This is a genomic window from Embleya scabrispora (assembly GCF_002024165.1).
Classification (GTDB): Bacteria; Actinomycetota; Actinomycetes; order Streptomycetales; family Streptomycetaceae; genus Embleya; species Embleya scabrispora_A.
In genome coordinates this window covers 59,936-76,958 of the sequence record NZ_MWQN01000005.1, presented here as the reverse complement: position 1 = coordinate 76,958, position 17,023 = coordinate 59,936, and the positions used below count along the sequence as shown (strand labels likewise).

The 17,023-nt window shown below is 66.2% G+C and carries 15 protein-coding genes and 1 pseudogene; 10 read left to right on the top strand and 6 right to left on the bottom strand.

Features of this window, described 5'->3' with window-relative positions; all coding sequences use genetic code 11:
- The first annotated feature begins 1 nt into the window (after window position 1).
- The 3 genes from B4N89_RS45125 to B4N89_RS45120 are packed head-to-tail and all read left to right on the top strand — an operon-like array spanning window position 2 to window position 2,512.
- A complete protein-coding gene (locus B4N89_RS45125) occupies window positions 2-1,315 on the top strand; it encodes a DUF2339 domain-containing protein (protein WP_143658344.1) in 1,314 nt (437 codons plus the stop codon).
- On the top strand, window positions 1,312-2,040 hold the full coding sequence (locus B4N89_RS51055; protein ID WP_201261209.1) for a hypothetical protein: 729 nt from the start codon (window positions 1,312-1,314) through the stop codon (window positions 2,038-2,040). Before B4N89_RS45125 ends, B4N89_RS51055 begins: the two co-directional genes overlap by 4 nt.
- Window positions 2,030-2,512, top strand: coding sequence for a hypothetical protein (locus B4N89_RS45120; RefSeq protein ID WP_143658342.1), 483 nt, complete (start codon window positions 2,030-2,032; stop codon window positions 2,510-2,512). The genes B4N89_RS51055 and B4N89_RS45120 overlap by 11 nt, the downstream gene beginning before the upstream one ends.
- Window positions 2,513-2,530: 18 nt before the next feature.
- On the opposite strand, the gene B4N89_RS45115 is transcribed toward B4N89_RS45120, so the two are convergent.
- Window positions 2,531-2,803, bottom strand: coding sequence for a hypothetical protein (locus B4N89_RS45115; protein WP_078982513.1), 273 nt, complete (start codon window positions 2,801-2,803; stop codon window positions 2,531-2,533).
- Window positions 2,804-3,129: 326 nt separating this feature from the next.
- Here B4N89_RS45115 and B4N89_RS45110 point away from each other — a divergent pair, with 326 nt between their 5' ends.
- The 3 genes from B4N89_RS45110 to B4N89_RS45105 all read left to right on the top strand — a co-directional run bounded on the left by B4N89_RS45110 (window position 3,130) and on the right by B4N89_RS45105 (window position 5,356).
- Entirely contained in the window at window positions 3,130-3,864 is a 735-nt protein-coding gene (locus tag B4N89_RS45110; RefSeq protein WP_143658340.1) for a hypothetical protein, read from the top strand.
- 77 nt (window positions 3,865-3,941) lie between these two features.
- A complete protein-coding gene (locus tag B4N89_RS50410) occupies window positions 3,942-4,565 on the top strand; it encodes a hypothetical protein (protein ID WP_161501043.1) in 624 nt (207 codons plus the stop codon).
- A 14-nt stretch (window positions 4,566-4,579) separates the two neighbouring features.
- Window positions 4,580-5,356 carry a phosphoadenosine phosphosulfate reductase family protein gene (locus tag B4N89_RS45105; protein WP_161501042.1) on the top strand — a complete coding sequence of 259 codons (777 nt, stop codon included), beginning with the start codon at window positions 4,580-4,582 and terminating at the stop codon, window positions 5,354-5,356.
- A gap of 712 nt (window positions 5,357-6,068) precedes the next feature.
- Here B4N89_RS45105 and B4N89_RS45100 read toward each other — a convergent pair.
- On the bottom strand, window positions 6,069-7,622 hold the full coding sequence (locus tag B4N89_RS45100) for a hypothetical protein (RefSeq protein WP_078982510.1): 1,554 nt from the start codon (window positions 7,620-7,622) through the stop codon (window positions 6,069-6,071).
- Window positions 7,623-8,550: 928 nt separating this feature from the next.
- On the opposite strand from B4N89_RS45100, the gene B4N89_RS45095 reads away from it, so the two are divergent.
- The gene (locus tag B4N89_RS45095; protein WP_161501041.1) at window positions 8,551-9,159 is read left to right on the top strand and encodes an RNA polymerase sigma factor; all 609 of its coding nucleotides are present in this window, start codon (window positions 8,551-8,553) and stop codon (window positions 9,157-9,159) included.
- A gap of 668 nt (window positions 9,160-9,827) precedes the next feature.
- Here B4N89_RS45095 and B4N89_RS45090 read toward each other — a convergent pair.
- Window positions 9,828-10,358 (bottom strand): hypothetical protein, encoded by a 531-nt coding sequence (locus B4N89_RS45090; protein WP_143658338.1) that lies wholly within the window; start codon window positions 10,356-10,358, stop codon window positions 9,828-9,830.
- 104 nt (window positions 10,359-10,462) lie between these two features.
- Complete coding sequence (locus B4N89_RS45085; RefSeq protein WP_143658336.1) at window positions 10,463-11,188, bottom strand: DUF6545 domain-containing protein; 726 nt, start codon at window positions 11,186-11,188, stop codon at window positions 10,463-10,465.
- A gap of 711 nt (window positions 11,189-11,899) precedes the next feature.
- Here B4N89_RS45085 and B4N89_RS45080 point away from each other — a divergent pair.
- Window positions 11,900-12,813 (top strand): annotated as a pseudogene (locus B4N89_RS45080) (IS5 family transposase).
- Here B4N89_RS45080 and B4N89_RS49315 read toward each other — a convergent pair.
- Window positions 12,779-14,896: a hypothetical protein gene (locus B4N89_RS49315; protein WP_143658334.1), complete on the bottom strand. Its 2,118-nt coding sequence runs from the start codon at window positions 14,894-14,896 to the stop codon at window positions 12,779-12,781. The pseudogene B4N89_RS45080 and the gene B4N89_RS49315 overlap by 35 nt on opposite strands.
- Before the next feature lie 430 nt (window positions 14,897-15,326).
- Here B4N89_RS49315 and B4N89_RS49310 point away from each other — a divergent pair, with 430 nt between their 5' ends.
- Together B4N89_RS49310 and B4N89_RS45055 are read left to right on the top strand one after the other, a co-directional pair.
- Window positions 15,327-15,824: a hypothetical protein gene (locus B4N89_RS49310; protein WP_143658333.1), complete on the top strand. Its 498-nt coding sequence runs from the start codon at window positions 15,327-15,329 to the stop codon at window positions 15,822-15,824.
- Window positions 15,825-15,952: 128 nt separating this feature from the next.
- Window positions 15,953-16,564 carry an RNA polymerase sigma factor gene (locus tag B4N89_RS45055; RefSeq protein ID WP_161501040.1) on the top strand — a complete coding sequence of 204 codons (612 nt, stop codon included), beginning with the start codon at window positions 15,953-15,955 and terminating at the stop codon, window positions 16,562-16,564.
- Here the strand turns inward: B4N89_RS45055 and B4N89_RS45050 are convergent.
- The gene (locus tag B4N89_RS45050) at window positions 16,517-17,023 is read right to left on the bottom strand and encodes a hypothetical protein (RefSeq protein ID WP_143658332.1); all 507 of its coding nucleotides are present in this window, start codon (window positions 17,021-17,023) and stop codon (window positions 16,517-16,519) included. The two genes, B4N89_RS45055 and B4N89_RS45050, sit on opposite strands and share 48 nt — an antisense overlap.

Sequence of the window (17,023 nt, the reverse complement as noted above, 5' to 3'; positions counted from 1 at the left end):
CGTGGAAAAGAAGCAAGAGAACCGGAACGAACGGTCGTTCAGCCTCCGATGGCGCGAGCGCTCGACGGCGCTCGGCGAGTTCGCTCGCACCCGACCACCGCGGCTGGGAACCCTCGCTCTGGTTGCCGCAGGAGGAGTTGCGGCTTGGCGACTGGCCCCCACGCACCCGCTTCCGGTGGCCGCGGGGGTCGCGCTCACGGTTTCCGTCGTCCTGCTCTGGCGGCGACACCGCCGCCCTTTACTACTCGTCGCTTCCTGCTTGTGGTGGTTTGTTTCCTCACCCTTCGTCGCCTTCATGACACGCGTAGGACCGCACGGACTCACCCAGGATGCAGCGGCCTCCATTCCGTCAGCAGCTCTCACTGTGGTGCTGATAGGCCTGATCGTGGCGGTGATTGCTGCTCGCCAGCGGCGCCGCAACGCCTGGTCTACCGTGTTGCTGTCGTGGGTCGCCTTCACCGCCACGGCAACCCTCGTGGCATCCGAGGCGGGTCCCGTGGCGAGCACCGCGTCGGCGATCGCCGCCGTCGCGTGCGTACTCGCGGTCCGCGGAAAGCGTATCCATGCCTGCGGCAGGCGAGCCCGTCGAACGATGGGACGCGCAGCGAAACCGACACTGTCGCCCGCCGCCTGGCACACCCTGCATTCCCTCGATTCTCTGGACGAGGACTGGATCGTCCTGAGCCGGAATCGGGCACACATGTCGAACGCACTGGTCGTGGTCGGCCCTTCGGGTGTCCACTGTCTGACGAGCCACGGCACGGAGGGCGGACTGCAGATCGGGACCGCATCGGCACGTGCGGTCGGGACGGATCTGAAGCACACCGCCCGCGCCGCCTCTCGCGAGGCGGCCAGGCTGAGAAACACGTGCCGGACGCCCGTAGCAGCGCTGATCGTGCTTCACGACGACGACACCGACGAGAACCACGTCCTGCGCACCGAGTACGACACGCGCCTTGTGACGGGCAACGTGCTCGCACCCCTGCTCGTCCTCAACGACGAACACCATCTGTCCCCACTGCGAGTTCGGCGTTGTGTGACTCGCCTGCTGCGGGCCGGCCTGGTGATCGTGGCACCGCCGGCATCCGCAGCACGCGGCGACGCCGTCGTACGAGTGGTTGGCGACACCTTCCGCGCCGGTTGGCGCATGCTGCCCGCGGTGTACACGCGCGGCGCGGACGAAACCAGAGTCGCTCTCTGCCGCGAAGCAGACTGGCGGCGTGCCCGAGCCCAAAAGCGTCGAGTGCCCGCCGAGCGCGTGGCGATCGTCCGCCGGGAGAGCGTGTTCAAGCGCTCGACAGGAGCGGCCCCATGACCTTCCCGAATCGCTCCCACACCGTTCTGCACGCGGCCTGGATCGCCGCAGGACGTCCGATTCCGCCATACGACTTCGGCCCCGGCTACGCCTGCTCTCGATGCGGTGCCGAACACGAGCCGACGACGAACGCGTGGAAGTCGGTGATCTCGCCTGTCTTCACCGCGTACGACGACTGGCGGGACACGGCCATGCCACTGCGCCTTTGCATCGCGTGCACCTGGGCGTTTCGTACGATCGGACTCCGGGATCACGCCCACCTCGTGGACCTGGACGACGCCCCACGACTGACGCGCCTCACGAGCGGAGAACTCGGAGATCTACTGGCCGCCGGCCCCCTGGACGGTTCTCGGGCCGCGTGGGTCCCCCTGCGCAGGAACCGCAAACACTGCATCACCCACTGCCAATGGGGCCTGATCGCCGTCGACGACGTTCCCCTGATGTGGTCCTCGGACGACGCGGAACGCCTACTCGTCATGCGTCGCCTGCGCGAATGGGGATTCGGGCCCCGTCAACTCTCGTCTCCCTGCCCGCATTTCGGGGTCCTGAACCGCCACGAACCGGCTCGACGGCAAGAGATTCTGACGCTATGGCCACAGCTGGATGGTTGGCGTCGACGGCGCCCGTGGCTGGACCTTGCGCTACGGGCCACAGTTGTCGACGAAGACCCGAGCCCCGCTGTGGACATCTCGACGGATCCGGGAGGGACCGATCATGCAGAGTGAATCGAACCCCCGAAACACCTTCCCGATTCGGGAACTCGTAGCCGTGGCGGGCCTGGAACCCTGGCCCGATCGACCGGGGGAGATCGCGTCGTTGCTCGTCGTCGCCCTCCACTACTCCATCGACTGGGACCGGTCCTGGGTGAAGGACCACCTGCCCCGATACTGGACCACCCTCCTTCCCGAACGGGTTCGCCTCGCCGCGACACGCGGCCAGCGCGACGGTCTCACAGGGTGGTGGCAACTCGTGTGCGAGGACCTCGTAGCATCGCCGCGCACCCACGCGGAGCGCCGCGAGATCCATCAACTGCTCTGTGACCACGAGCCCAAAGCAGTGTTGAAAGTACTCCGAGAGCAGGGTCACTTTCTGGTCCTGCGCACACGCATTGTGTCCCAGGAAGTCCGGCAGGTGCGCGAGGCGCGCGCACGCGAAGTGGATGCCGCGCAGACCGGCGAGTTGGTCTGGGAAGGGTGACGGCGAATCACCACGGCTTCAGGCGGCGTCTGGAGGCCCGTCCGGAACGATGCTGATCGCCCGCAGCCGCGATCCCGCGCGCACCTGGAACAAGTACATCTGCACCGCCGCAACATCGTCGGGGCGCAGGGCCCGGCAACGCTCGACGATGCTCTTGACAGCGCATCCGCGCGCGAGTACGGGCCCCAGAACCGGATGCAGCGTCAAGGCCGCGCCCACGGGATCGCGCGGGATGTCGTCCAGCGTCCGCAGCACCTCGTCAATGTCGTGAGCGACCGGACGATCGTTCAATGCATCCCCTCGGCCACTCGATCGAATCGCCGCGCCGATCGCGACCGGCAGAACCGAACCCCAGAGTCGGTTCCGCCGGCCGACGACCGCTCGACTCTCTGCATGAGTCATAGATGTATATACACTGTGACGTGGCTCGTGGCGAGGGGAAGGTGTCCATCATCGACAGCGACGATCGCCGCGCAGGCGTCCCAGCACCCAGTCCGACCGTCAGCATCCGATGGAAAGGCCTGGCCACCGCGACATCCAGTGTGGTCCACAACGGCGAGAGCCTGGGAACCATCTCCCTTCTCCGCCGAGAAGGTTGGATTCGCAAGGACGGCACAGTGGTCGACATTCCGCTGGTCTCCGGGAACGCGCTCCGCGGTGTCCTACGACGCACGGGCGAGGAGATGATGCGCGAAGTCCTGCGCTACGAGGGAGAACTCGCACCCAGCGTCGCCCACGCGCTGTTCGGGGGCGGTGTGCTGAGCCGCAGAACCGGCGAGCCGCTGTCGGGCGAGCGCTTGCACGTACTGCGCACACTGGTTCCGCAACTGGGCGTCTTCGGAGGAAGCATCGCAGGACGGGTGATGGACGGAATCCTGGATGTAGGAAAGCTGATCCCCGTCTGCCTGGAGACCCACGAGGATCTCGACCTGCCCGACGGACTCCACAAACCACCCCTCCTGTCCGCCGACGACCTGATCCAAGTCGAGGCATACAGCAGGAACGACGAGTCGGCGGGCCCCACATACGCGCACCTCACCCGTGCAACCGCCCCTGCGGAGGCGTCGACACTCATGCGCTACTCGGCCGAGTCCTTCATGGTCGGGACCACGTTCTCCATGATGCTCAACCTCCGGGGCGCCACCCCATGTGAATCGGCGTTCTTTCGGGAGTTGGTCGACGTCTACGTGGCGGACGCACGGGTGGGCGGACGGCGCGGCCAGGGCCACGGAAGGCTGTCCCTGCACATTGCCCCGACCGTCACTGCGGGAACGCCGACACGGTTCGATTGGCGAGGCTTCCTTACCGAACATCGTGACGAAGCGGTGAACCTCTTGAAGCAGCTGGCATGAAAGTTCTCCCATCCCCCGCCACCGAGACACGCCCAGTGATCGTTACCGCGCACCTGCAACAAGGAGTTGCCCTTCCCGTGCGCTGGGGCATCGACCTCGCAGGCCTCCTGACTCACCTCTCGCGTACCCCCGAGGTCCAGGCGCCCCCGCTGCCTCTCACCATCTGCGGCGAGCCCGAACAAGGCAATACATGGCACTGGGCCGCCACCACCGCCTGGCCACGGGACCTGCCCCACGACGACGAACCCACCGAGATCCACTACTGGTCGAGCACCACCGACCACCGACGCCTGGAATGCCTCGCCAACGCACTGCCAACCGCCATGCCCAGCAACAAGGGTGTCTACCGCGACAGGCTCTATCCGATCGTGGTGACCCGGTGTCGCAGGCTCGTCTGGCATGCCGTAGCCGAACCGGAGGCATTGAGGAACCTGCTCGAGCCGGTGGCGGCGGTCGGTAAGAAACGCTCGATCGGAGAGGGGGTCGTCACCCACTGGACAGTGCAGCCGTCCACGGCCGATCGCTGGGAGGCAGGCCACCTGCACCCCCACGGCCCCCTGGGCCGGCCCGTCCCCCCGAGATGCCTGCGTGGTCGCGGCCACGTCGAGCATGGCGGGCTGGCGGCCGGACCATTGCACCCGGGGCACCCGGCCGCCCGGGAGATCTTCGAGGTGTTCCTGCCGATCGCTCTTCCCGCCTGACGAAGGGAACGTCCGTGAAGCCGTCTGTGGATCCAACTCCGTTGTACGCGCGTCTCGGATCCTCTGCGCGGATGAGAACGAAAACCCTCCGCGCGCACGAACGCGTGCGTCGCATCGCGGCACACGGCGGCTATGCCGCCTGGTCCGGCGGTAAGGACTCGACGGTCGTCGCGCATCTGGTACGCGAGACCGGAATGCGGGTGTGCTTTTTCGACAGCGGCATGGAACTCCCCGAAACCGTCCCCTACATAGTCGCGGTGGCGCAACAACTCGACCTCCGACTCGAATCCATCGCCGCGCGACCCTCTGCCTGGGAATCCTTGGAGGCATCCAGGGTCTGGGAGAACGGATCGCCCCTTGCACCCGACTGGCGTCGTCTAACCAACCTCCACGAACTGACGATCGCCGGCCCCTCACGCACCGCACACCGGCGGTACGGCGCGGGGGAGGTGCTGGGCCTTCGCGCCGCCGAAGGAGTCAAGCGTCGACGGCTGTTCGCCCATGCCGACGACGGTGTCTACCGACGCCTCGACGGGACCGCCGTCGCGTGCCCGATATGGGACTGGACCGACGACGACGTGTTGGCCTACCTCGCCTATCACCGCATCGGCCTCAACCCGATCTACGACAAACTCCGTGCCGTCGGTGCACCGCCTCGGGCACGCCGTGTCGACTCCATCTTCGACGACACCGCACTTACCTACGGTCGACTCGTATGGCTGCAACGAGGCTGGCCCTCGGTCTACGACGAACTGATCCGCCGCCTCCCACGGATACGGGACTACGCTTGAGCATCGATTCCTCGGTGAAGCAATGACACCGGAGAGAGAACCTGCGCCGATCACCTCGTGCCGGCTTCTCGCAGCCGCAGCGGGGATCCTGCTGCCGCTGGGGCCGACATCCGTACGCGACGTATGGACGGACTCCCGCAGCAACACGGTGCAGATAGTGGGAGACCCCGCCGTACCCCTGGGCGCATGCGGCGACCTCGTCGAGAGAGCCGCAGTCCGCCTCGGAGAATGGCCCCGCTTCAATCACCACGCCCAGAGCTACAAGGTCGAAGCGATTTCAGAGGGAATCGGCGTCGCCGTTGTGCAGCCGCCGCGCAATTACACGTCGAGACTTGAACCGCTGGGCGACACCACAGGGCCCCTGGTGAGTGCGCTCCGCGACATCGGACAATGGAGCACAACCTGGCCACCCATCTGCTGTCGCATCAGGGTGCGCGTCAGTGCCACACTCACCGGTTCCAGCTCGGAGATTCACCTTCAAGGCGGGGACAGTACGGTGCTCGCCAGGTATCTGCTGTCGTGCGCGTTGCACGTGAGCCCGCTCATCCCCGGGGAACATGTCCGAGCCGTCCCCGGCACCGTGGTCAGGGCCATGCTCCTTGCCCCCAATGAACGGCCCGTCGCCCTCGAGGCCCAGTGCCCCGGCGTCGCCGAGGACGAATCGCATATCTGAACCGGCGGCCGGGCATGCCGACGGGCGGTGAGTGGCGCTCTACGCAGGACGGCGGCGACGGTCCAGTTCCGCGATGATCCGTTCGTGACGTCGGCCGGGCGGAACACTCGAGTCCTCCACGATCGGGCCGAATAGCTGCCAGACCTCCTCCTGTTCGATGCCGATGATCGCAAACTCGCGGTCGTAGATGTCGTAGAAGCAGGCCCACATCAGCGTCAGCGGATGGTCTGCCGGGCGGGGATGGATGCTGTCCAGCGACACGGCCTTCGCGGTGGCATCCCACACGACCTGCCACTTCAGAGCACTCCACAGCATGACGTCTGTCGAGGTTGCCCGGTGTGAGGCCCAGACGGCATCCCTGTGCTCCTGCACGGAACGTACAGCGTCGATCATCAACGACCTGGGGTCGACCTCGCCGAGCAACGCTTCGGCACTCAGTACGGCGGACGTCGCCGTCCACAGCGTCTCGTCCGGGGGACGCGGCCGGACGGTCGGCTGCCGGTGATCGCGGACAGCGTGGCGCAGATCCGTGAGCCTCTCCAGAGGGCTGCGCCGACGAACCAGAGGTGCCAGCCGTCGAATCGGGCGGCGGGTTCCCGAACCATCGTCCACGGAGTACTCGTGCAACGCCGCCCAGAGAAGCAGGTCGTCTCGTTCCGGCGACCTTTCACCGCCGCCGCCCGTCAGGACGTCGCGGTGGTCCAGCAGGGCCTCTATCAAGAAGTGCAACGCCGCCCAGTCCTCGTGCGGGACGGATTCGAGGCACCCCCACAGACGCCGGTCCGCGGCGCAGCCCACGTTTGCTCGATCCTGCCGATGCGACCCGACGTGGAGGTGCACTTGGTCCCGAACATAGGACACGTCGAAGCTCGACTGCCAGTTCGTCCGACGGTCCGCGGTCGGTCCGTGCCGCAGCCGGTCGAGACCCTCGCGAAGGGATCGTGCCAGAAGCCGTGGACCGCGCCAGAGAGGATCCTTGCGGGGTGAGAACCCGAGTTCTTCGAGAGTCCTCAGCACCTGGCCTGCCTCCGCGAACTCGGCTCGCAACAGCACGGACGCCCGTGCCTGGAGCGATGGCTCGCGGTGGAGCCATGCCCACAGAGTCCGCCAGGAGTCCGGACTCTCCGGATTCGGAAGGAGGTGGTCAAGGAGCAGTTTCCTCAGTTGCTCCTCGGATAGCTCGCACAGCCGTCCGGGTGTGAGTTCCGCAGCGGCCGGAAGCGGCTCGTGATCCGGGCACGGTGCCGGAGGAACAGGGTCCTCGCCGTCGGGAGCGCTGAGGCGGGTTCGTGCGTCACGCATCAAGGACACGTAGCCGTTGGGCCCCCGCATCACCCCGTCGTCGACGGGCATACGCCGGCGGAGCGCGGCGATCTCCACTTGGCAACGATCGAGTTCCTCGTCCAGGACGCGCAGGCCCTTGCGGCGCAAATCCTGGTGCCCGCGAAGCGTGGACCACAAGAGATGCCACGCCACCAGCTCCTCGGGCTCCGGAGGCCAGTACATCCGCACGAGCCGCGCGAACTCGGACGCGGGCAGGTCGAGCAGGTACTCGGGGGTGATCTGGTCGAGTGACGGCAGACCACTGGGCACAGGAACCTCCTGAGCGTCGAGCCCTCGAGAAGCGGATTGACGTGTCGAGCATACGGTGAGCACCGTATCTGAGTGACCGTCAGGAACGAAACGCGTGAATCCGATACACATTCAATTTCGGCCGAATGGTCGGGGTATTCCTTGACGCGTGGGAGACTTGCTCCTATGATCACACTGATTCGATGAGGATAGCTGCAATCGTGGTGGTTCTCGCTACAGCGAGGGGTTCGTCGATGCATTACGGCCATTCCGGACGTACTCGTGAAGACCGGTCGATGGCTTTCGGATGGGACCCGACTGCGGTGGTTGCCGGGATGTCCCTGGGGACTGGTCGAGATTGGGAAATCCAATCGGTCAGCGTCTACCGATGCGCATGGGGAGAGGTACTGCGGGAAAGATGGGATCTCCTGCTGACGAAGCAGGGCTCCCCATGGATTCCGGCGGAGATCCCTGGGATCCTCGGTATCGATACTTCCGATGCGGTCGAACTGTGGCGTATATCGTGCCTGGACGCCGGGGCGGGCGAAGGCGAGATACGGGCCCTGTTCCGCGCCGACTGCTCGTCACCGACGCGGCGTTCGGTGGAAGGGCAACGGCGCGTCCACTTCCGGCACCGTCCCCAGGGCCTCGTCGTCTCCTGGCCCGAGTCGCCGGTATTGTTCCTCGCCCCTGTGGCGCACGACATCGCAGCGTAGCCCGGCTCCTCGTCGAAGTCTCGATGTGATCTTCGCGCCACTACCTCTTCGTTCTCGGTTTGAGCGCTTTTGAGCGCACCGACATGTGGCGTACGCCTCATTTTCACGGCAAGGATGCTGTCTCGCGGTCACACCGGGTGAGACTGAATGGGCGACGGTCGGGACACTGGGTTCCGTTTGCCGGGCAGGCCGACGCCGCATCCGGAACGAGCCAGAGTCTCTGGAGGGCTGCGGTGGAGAACCGGCACGACATCGGTGCCCCGCCTCCGCCCGGTCGACTGCGCGCGCTCCATCACGAAGGTTTCACGGAGCTCTATAGGCGCCACTGGCTGGCCGTGTTGCGCTACACGAGTCGACGCGTGCGCCCGCACGAGCGCGCAGAAGATGTGGCTTCTCGTGTCTTCGTGACGGCGCTCGAAAAGGGCGACGTCATATTCGACATCGACGAGGACGAACGTCTTCCCTATCTTCTCGGGATTGCGCGCAATCATCTTCTCACCGATTTCCGATCCGAGGATCGATCGGTCCGCCTTCGGGAACGTATCGAACTTGAACAGGCGGTCAGGGGCAACGCCGAGCCTGATGGGACCGCAATCGTCGATACGCAACTCGAAGTCGCCCGTGCCTTCGATGAACTGCCCGAACTCCACCGAGAGGTGATGAGCCTCGTGGCATTCGAAGACCTGTCGATTCCGCAAGTCGCGCTTGTCATGGACCAGTCCGAGGCATCGATCCGGCGCATCGTTACCCGGGCTCGCCAATTGCTCCGGGTCGAGATGTCCCGAACAGGATCCAAGGAGCCCGGCCACGCCCGGTTCGGCAGACGGGTGGGAACGTCGTGAGAAGGCGCGACCAAGACGAGCATGACGTTGACGAGCTCAGGGCACTGCTGCGTCCCTGCGATCCCGTGAGTCCGGAACGTCGTCCGGAGCTGTGGACCGAAGCCGAGCGGATCCGCCCGGCCGCCTCCAGGACTCGGGCGTGGTACGCCGGGTTCGAGAGTCTGCGGCGCAAGGGAAGGGTTCGATGGGTCGCCCTGGCCACCGGCGTCCTCTTGTGCGGAGGAACAGCGGCGACGGCGGCCCTCGCGGTCAAGGAGCGTGAGCCCGCTCGAGAGAAGTCGATGGTGCGTTGTCACCTCGATACGGACGTGAAGCACTTCAGGGGTACCACGGTGTTTCCCGTCGATGGACCGCAGGCTCCGATCCAAGCGCTTCCCGTTTGTCAGGCGCTGTGGAGCGGCGGCTACTTCCAGGAAGGAAATCCCCAGCCCGTCCGGAAGCCGTCCCCCGGACCGCATCCGGTCCCTCATCTGATCGCATGCACGCTCAAGAGCGGCCACGCCGGCATATTCCCTGCGTTCGATCAAACGTTGACGTGTCGCCGACTCGGTCTGCCCGAGCTCGATCTGGACGGGACGTAGGCAGGGACGACGTTTAGGAACAGGCGCGGGCGCCGTAGTACCTCGGCGACGCCGTGTACGGCACCCGCGGCCTGCGATCCGGCGCGACTACCAGATCTGCCAGGAACTGGTGATGTTGTTGGCCCAACCCAGGTCACTGCTGCTGGTCAGATAGCCGGTGTTGCGGCCGGCCAGGTTCGCGTGCTCCCACAGTACGATTCCGCAGCCGTTGTAGGTTTCGACCGAGTTGGCCCAGTCGTTGAAGCCACCTGCGAAGTTGTTCGTCCAGTAGCCTCCGCCTCCGCAACCGGTGTTTCCCGTCAGCGTCAGAGTTCCGCCGGACGCCTGCCAGTTGCTGTAGTTGTAGAGCACGGCCAGCACGACACTCGCGGCAGCATTGCTGGGTTGCCTCGCCCCGCTGTGATGTTGAGCCGAGTCCTGGGCCTGGTCGAAGGTGCGGTAGCACTGCGGCGCGGAGTCACGGAGCGAAACGTCCAGCACGCAGTGGGCGTTACTGGCACGGATCTCGTCGGCGGTGGCGCTGCCGACACCACCGATGAGGAGACTGATCAGGATGGTCAGGACGCTTGCCGCCGCGACCAAGGGTCGCGGGCGCGGGTTGATTGCTCTCGCCTTCATGGTTCGTACTCCTGGGGTTTGTTCAGCACGATGCTGAGAGCGGAGACAGAGCTGGCGACGGCACGACAGGAACGCGCTGCTCCTGCCGCCCAGGCGCCGGCCCGTCATCGTCGGCGTACGTACTTGCTGACCGTCTCGAAGGCACGGGACAGGGCCAGAATTCGACGCATCTCGTCCTCGATCCCCGCAGTCGCGGGTCCGGAGGCCAAGTCGATCCTGCGATGTTCCGGGACCGGGCGTGACCCGCGTCGTCGGCGATGTACCGCGGCCGTGACGACAGCGGCCTCCGCGTATCCGATCGCGTCGTCGTCACGCTCGCCCACCATGTGACATGTCTTGAAAGTCGAGTCCGCTACATCACGGTCGAAGTAGGGACGCAACTCGTGGAACTTGGACTCGAGGTCCGTAATACGGTCCGCCAAACGGAACGTCACGTCGGACAGGTGCGCGCAGTCGCCAATCGCGCAACGCCGGTAGATGGGACGGTCGTTCGTAGCCGCGGATAATGCCCACCAGAGCTGCCGCAGCGCGAGGTGTGCACGTGCGCGAGTGAGCCAACCGGTGGGTACATTCTCCTGGATCATGCGGGCCACCAGGCCCGTGGCAAAGCAACGAGCGACCTCGTCGCACCGCTCGTCCGCCCCGGGGCCCAAGCGAGCCTTGAGCAGGACCTGGGCCGCCTGATGGAAGCGATACAGGGCCGACCCGGGCGGCCAGGTGAGATAATCGGCATCTCGAGCGCCGACCCACATGGTGGGCGTGTTCTCCGATACCCGGATCACCTGCAACGGCGCCACTGCGTCGAACAGTTGACGGTGGAGGTCGACCACGGCCCCCACACCGAAGTCACGTGGACACGCGACCCGCCGCTGCCACTCCGCCGCGGCCGCCCGCACGCGTCGATGATCCGGCCCCGTAAAGACCCCCGAAGAAGCAGCGTCGAAGTCGAATGCAGGGTGGGGTCGGTCAACTTCCGCGACTGTTGCCATCTTTTCCCCCAGGGACCGCGCGAACACGAGAGGCCCACCGTACGCACACGAGCGATCACCGATTCCTCTGCCGTGAGGTGAACAAGCTCACGCGAAGAAGGTGCAACAAAACGTCGCCTGCGGACAGAAGGGAGTACGGTGACCGCAGCTGGAGACGGCATTCGGCGCAAGTCGGCGCAGAGACGGCATCATTTCATGATCGCGAGTTACCCTACGTCATCGGTGAGAGGCCGTCACATGTCTATGTCCGGCAGCCCCGGTTTTTTCGCGCAGCACGGAGAAAACTTTTCTCGGAGACCCTTCAATCCCCTTTCTGTCATAAGTGGCATATGAAGCGAACATCCTGAATGTGAAGATGAGTTCGCGCGGCGCGTCAGGAGCCGGCGAGCCTCCCAGCGGACCAGCCGCGGTTGGGGGCGTGGCCCGCAGCGGCTCGAGGCCGACTTCCGAGGACTACAGCGCCGCGCGCTAGGGCTTGTGCGGAGTGGTGATCAATTCCGCGCGCGAACTGGTAGAAGCCTTTCGTGGCGCGACGTGGACTCGACGACGACCATGATCGAACCGTTTCTGCCAGTGGGTGGAATCGGGCCGTATCCGGAGGGCTGCGCGACCGGTTCGAGGGCGTGATCCGACGGTTTCGCACCGGCGGCCAGCGGCGGGAGGCGCTGTCGGAGTTGGGGGTCTCGTCGACGGTCGTTTCCGTCAAGGGCGCGACGCCGGTGTGTTCGTTGCTCTCATGGACGCGATGATCACCGAGGCGGTCCCGCTGCGGGCAGGTGGACCCGTCCCTGGTCGGCGTGAATCCCCGGTGGTGCGGGCCCACCAGGACGCGGTGGGCCTGCGCGTGGCGAGGAGGCTCTCGGCCCGGCCTGGAGGAGGCCGCCGGCTGGACAAAGGGGGATGGCGAGAAGCGTGATCAGGGCAAGCCGATCCGGCTGCCGACGCCGACGCCGGGCTCGGCTGAAGGCGGCGGAACTCGGCTGCTCGCAAGGCGGGTTGCCTCCAAGATCCACCTCGCCTGCGACCGGCGCTGCCGCCTGTCGGCCATCACCGTCACCGAGGGACAGGCCGCCGACAGTCCGCAGATCGTCCCCGTCCTGCGCAGGGTCCGGGTGCGCGACCCGTAGGGCCGACCGTGAACCCGACCCGACGCCGTGGCCGCTAACAGGGCTTACTCCTCCCGCGCCAACCGCGCCCACCCGCGCGGACGCGACATCACAGCGGTCATCCCCGAAAAGGCGGACCAAGCCGCCAGCCGGAAACGAAAAGGGTGGCCGGTGCGGACGGCCCCTCTCCCACGACGTCGGCCTCTACCGCGATCGAAACACCGTCGAACGGCTGATCAACAAGCACAAGGCCTGGCGCGGATTGGCAACCCGCTATGACAGGACTCCCGAAAGCTTCCTGCGGGACTGCACCTTCGGGGCACGATCATCTGGATCCGCAGCCTTCACCCCGCCGAATAGCTGCAACAGGCGCTAACACCGTTGCGTCACGGGGCCCTGGCACACCCGGCAGGTGACGCAAAACGGAATGCCCCGCGGCCCGGGCCGCGGCCACAATTTGGCGCCGGAGCCCGACGATGTCCAGATGCGAGGCGACGACGGCGATGGCCGCACCGTGATCGGGACGCCGGTCTTCATGCCGTGGAAAGGGACGAACCGCTCGATTCGCGTGCCTGCCAACCTTGGCCTCCGGCAACGAGTTACGTATGGCGCTCAGCTCCTCGTTCCACCATCGAAGGCGGGCGCGATCCAGCAGGAAACGTAGCTCCCGGCCGCAGGCTCGAGGCCAACGCGGTCGGGTCGCATTCGCAAGTGAACGTGCCTTCCAGGACATTCCACGAACACGTACGAGGCCCTCCGCCTTCAGGCGTCTGAGGTGCTTGACGAGCGTGCGCCGTGTGTATCCCGTGACGTGTACGAGCGCCGCCATACAGGACGTTCCTGCGCGTAGGGCCTGGTAGGTGCGAGCCGCGTGGTGACCCAGGACTTCCCAGATCGGCGCGCCCAGCAGATCGACGGTGGTACGGAGCGTCCGCCGTATGTGGGGGGTGTTCTCTGGTGTGTCAGACCCGGCGACCGGGGGCACGGCGCAAACGTGCTGCCGATTGGTCGGACAGACATGGGTCTGGGCGATCGTCAGCACCCGTGCGCGGTACCGCTCGGCATCCGCGCGTGCGACGACGCCGAGCCACCCGTCCGCCACGAGCCGTCGCACGGCACGGGCCGCGGTGTCGTGACTGCGTCCGGTGAGAAGCGCGAGACGTCGTACGTCCAGAGCGACTTCGCGCTTTCCCACGGTCAGGCACACCAGCGCCACGGCATTGAGCACCGCGAAATCTGCAGGCCCTGAAGGCCTGGTCCAGCGGTGCGGATCCGCCTTCTCCAAGCGCAGCAGGAGATCATGGACGACGAGGGCGGTGTCGTCGGGAATCTGGGCGTCCCCCGTTCGAGGGGGGAGTCGCGAGGCACGTTCCACGGCGAGTCGCCACTGACGGGCGAGCACTTTTTCGCCGTCGGCCCGGGGAACGCGGGTATTGCCCACGTGCCGAGCGGATCTGAAGTATTCGAGTCCCGGTGAGGACTCGCCGTCCTTCACGAGCATGGCGACGTCCCGATGCCTCAAGCCGCCGAGGGCGAGCGTGAGCAGGGTTGCGAACGCGTGTGCGGAATGGTCCGTGGACGGCCGCAGTGATGTCGCCAAAAGGAGACGGCCCGCGGCGGAAACGTCACGGCGATCACGTCCGAGGTGAAGGTGACCCTGTTCGTCCACCGATACGGGTCGCCGCGATGGTGCCGCTGCCACCGAGGGTGGCAGCCCCGCCGCACGTGCGCCGCGTGGCAGCCGACGCCGCGCGCCGGACCGTCGCGCCACCGCCTCCAATGCCTGAACAAGTTCGGCGATGTCGCTCCGGGACGAACCGGCTTCCAGAATTCCGACAGCCTCCGCCGGCGCGTGGTGCAGCAACTCGGCGAATCCGCCGAGCCGATGCGGTGAGCCGGGTGGACGCATGGCTCCTTGACGAAGGTTGAGCCAGGGGGCGACGTCGAGTGCGGAGAGAATCCCGTCCGGCCCGGACAACGCCCAGCCGACGTTCGTCAATCGCTCCAACAGAGTGTTCGGGAGGCCATCGGGACAACCCATCCACAGGTGGCGGCCACCGGTAGGCCCCGAGGCGACCTGCACGACACGCACGCCACACTCGGCGGCGACGCTGGTCAACCAGGCGACCTGCGCGCCTACGGGACCGGACCGCGCATCGAAGTCGAAGGGCCATATACGTGGTTCGGTCCTGCCCCGCAGGTGCATGGCGACGGGGCGTTCGGCGTCGACGGCGGACAGGGGGACGGTGCTTCCGTAGGCGTTCAGCCAACTCCCCGAGGCACCGCAACGATCCGCGACGCGGACCGTCGTACGTGGGGAAAATGTCGTCAGGAATAATTGCAGAGCGTCGCGATGTAACTCGGCCTCGTCCGCTACCGGATTTCCGGCTTCCGTATCGGGCAAGCGTGAATCGACACCGCAGCGAGGCGCTACGATTCTCATGTTTCCTCGTATGCGGACGTTTTTCACCCAACGCTCGGGCGGCAACCCGGGCGCTGAACCGTCCTTGTGAGTCGATTGAAGCAGCGGGTTCGTTGCGCGAGTCCCGCTGCCCGCGGTGCCTCCGGTCCCCGTGGGCCGGAGGGTGCGCTGGAGATGTGGTTTCGTTGCCCCCTGGTACGAATCGTTCGGATGCTGCAAGGTGCATGAACGGACCGATTCGGCCGGACGTCTTGCGATTTCGTGTCCGTCCGGCATGATCGGTGGCAAGGCGCAGGCGCTCCCCCGAATCAAACTATAGTTTGATTCGGGGCTGATCCTAGGGCGTCGGCTACGTCAAGTGTCAACATGGCTACGGCGACCGGGTGCCCCAAGGCGTATGCGTGAACGATGCCAGGGGACGCCCCTGGCATCGGCGACAAGGAGCACGGACATGCTGGACACCGGAAACGATGCGAAAGGCGAACGGAGCCGCAGGCTCATGCGTCTGCTTCGTGACGGCAGCCCGACCCGCGCCGGGTTCCCCCGCAGCAAGGGAGACGCGCCGAACTACGAGGCCGCAGCGCGAGCGATCAACCTGGCTGCTGAGAGCGCTGCTGGGGCGGGCCGTGGGCCCGACGCTCCGTCCCAACCGCCGACTGTGAGCGGCCAATACCTCCGCCTGCTGGGTACCGGGCAGAGGACGAACCCGAGCGCCGACGTCCTCAGACTCGTTGCCGACTACTTCGAAGTCTCCCCCGACGACCTCATCGGTTCACCCGCACCTCCCGTCGACAATGGTGTGCGGTTCGTGGTTGTGGGCGAGAAGTCCCTGTCGCCTGCCGCGCACAAGGCCATCGCCGAGTTCGTAGAGGCGATCGTGGAGGCCGAGGAGAGTGGCCTGCCCCTCCCGCAGGCCCCCGGCACGCGCGCCGTCCCCGCCGAACGCTAGAACCCGGCGAACCTGGCCTCCGTGAGCCGATCTCCGGTGTAGCGTCGGGGGATTGCAAACCTGACGGCTGGTCGGTTCGACATTCGGGGGCGGGCGCATGACGACGGGTGCTCGGCGGGGGAGCGGCAGTGAACGAAGTCAGAGCCTACGAAAGGGTCTACGAGCGGTACTACCGCAAAGTTCTGGCCGCTGCGGAAGAGCGTGTAGGAACCGACGGGGCACCTGACGTCGCCAGCGAGGTTTTCCTGGTGCTATGGCGTCGCTGGGCTGAACTCGGTGACAGACATACCCTCCTGCCCTGGCTGCAACGTGCCTGCGCCGGAGTCGCGGCGAATCAGGTCAGGCGTCGCCGACGCGAGGCACGCCTGCAGAACTTCCTCGAGTCACTTCCCGAGGCGGAAGTGCCGGAGGACGTGGCGGACCTCGTCTACGAACGCGCCACTCTCCTCGCGGCCTGGGAGTCACTGAGACCGCCGGATCGGGAGATCCTCACCGTCCACGTCCTCCCCGACCACGACTGCTCGACACAGTGCGCATCCAGTACTTCGCGCAGCAGACTCAGTCGCGCGCGCGCACGACTCGCCGACGCCCTGCGCGAGTACGACAGTGATTCATCCAACCCGCCCACAGTGAAAGACGCTGGCAACCGCATGGACCGGCGGCCGGGAGTGCCTGACGGCCACGCGGCCGGCTCACCCGCTTCGCTCGGCGAGTACCACCACGTTCGCGGCAAGAAGTGACGACAGCAACGACTCCCCAGTCGTCGGATCCAGCCAGAGGATGTTCCCCCGTGGAGTCGTCAACATGCCCGTAGGGCGGTAGAACGACGTCACCAGCACCAGAGGAACCGGCGCGTCCCACATGCGCACCGTCGGCGGATACGCACGCGAGCCCAGCAGGACAGACCGCTGCTCCGCGTTGCACGACTCCATCTCGATGCCCATCGCGAGAGAGGCCTGAAGAACGACCTGCGTGCGGACGGCAACGCGAATACGGGCGGCGGCTTCCGCACGAGGGCCCGAACCGCGCAGGAACGGATGGATCACACCAGCGACCAGGTCGACACCGTCGTCCCCATAGGTCCGCAACAACCCCTGCTCATGGACGAGTTCGAACCGATAGTGGCTTCCGTCGCCTTTCCGTGGAGGGGTGGGCGGTGACATTCCACCGTGCGAGTTGGCGTACGTGACGAAGACCAT

Excerpts from the sequence above, each read along its gene's own strand:
- B4N89_RS51055 (WP_201261209.1), top strand. The coding sequence starts at position 1,312 with ATGACCTTCCCGAATCGCTCCCACACCGTTCTGCACGCGGCCTGGATC.
- B4N89_RS45120 (WP_143658342.1), top strand. The coding sequence starts at position 2,030 with ATGCAGAGTGAATCGAACCCCCGAAACACCTTCCCGATTCGGGAACTC.
- B4N89_RS45090 (WP_143658338.1), bottom strand. The coding sequence starts at position 10,358 with ATGAAGGCGAGAGCAATCAACCCGCGCCCGCGACCCTTGGTCGCGGCG.
- B4N89_RS49315 (WP_143658334.1), bottom strand. The coding sequence starts at position 14,896 with ATGAGAATCGTAGCGCCTCGCTGCGGTGTCGATTCACGCTTGCCCGAT.
- B4N89_RS49310 (WP_143658333.1), top strand. The coding sequence starts at position 15,327 with ATGCTGGACACCGGAAACGATGCGAAAGGCGAACGGAGCCGCAGGCTC.
- B4N89_RS45050 (WP_143658332.1), bottom strand. The coding sequence starts at position 17,023 with ATGGTCTTCGTCACGTACGCCAACTCGCACGGTGGAATGTCACCGCCC.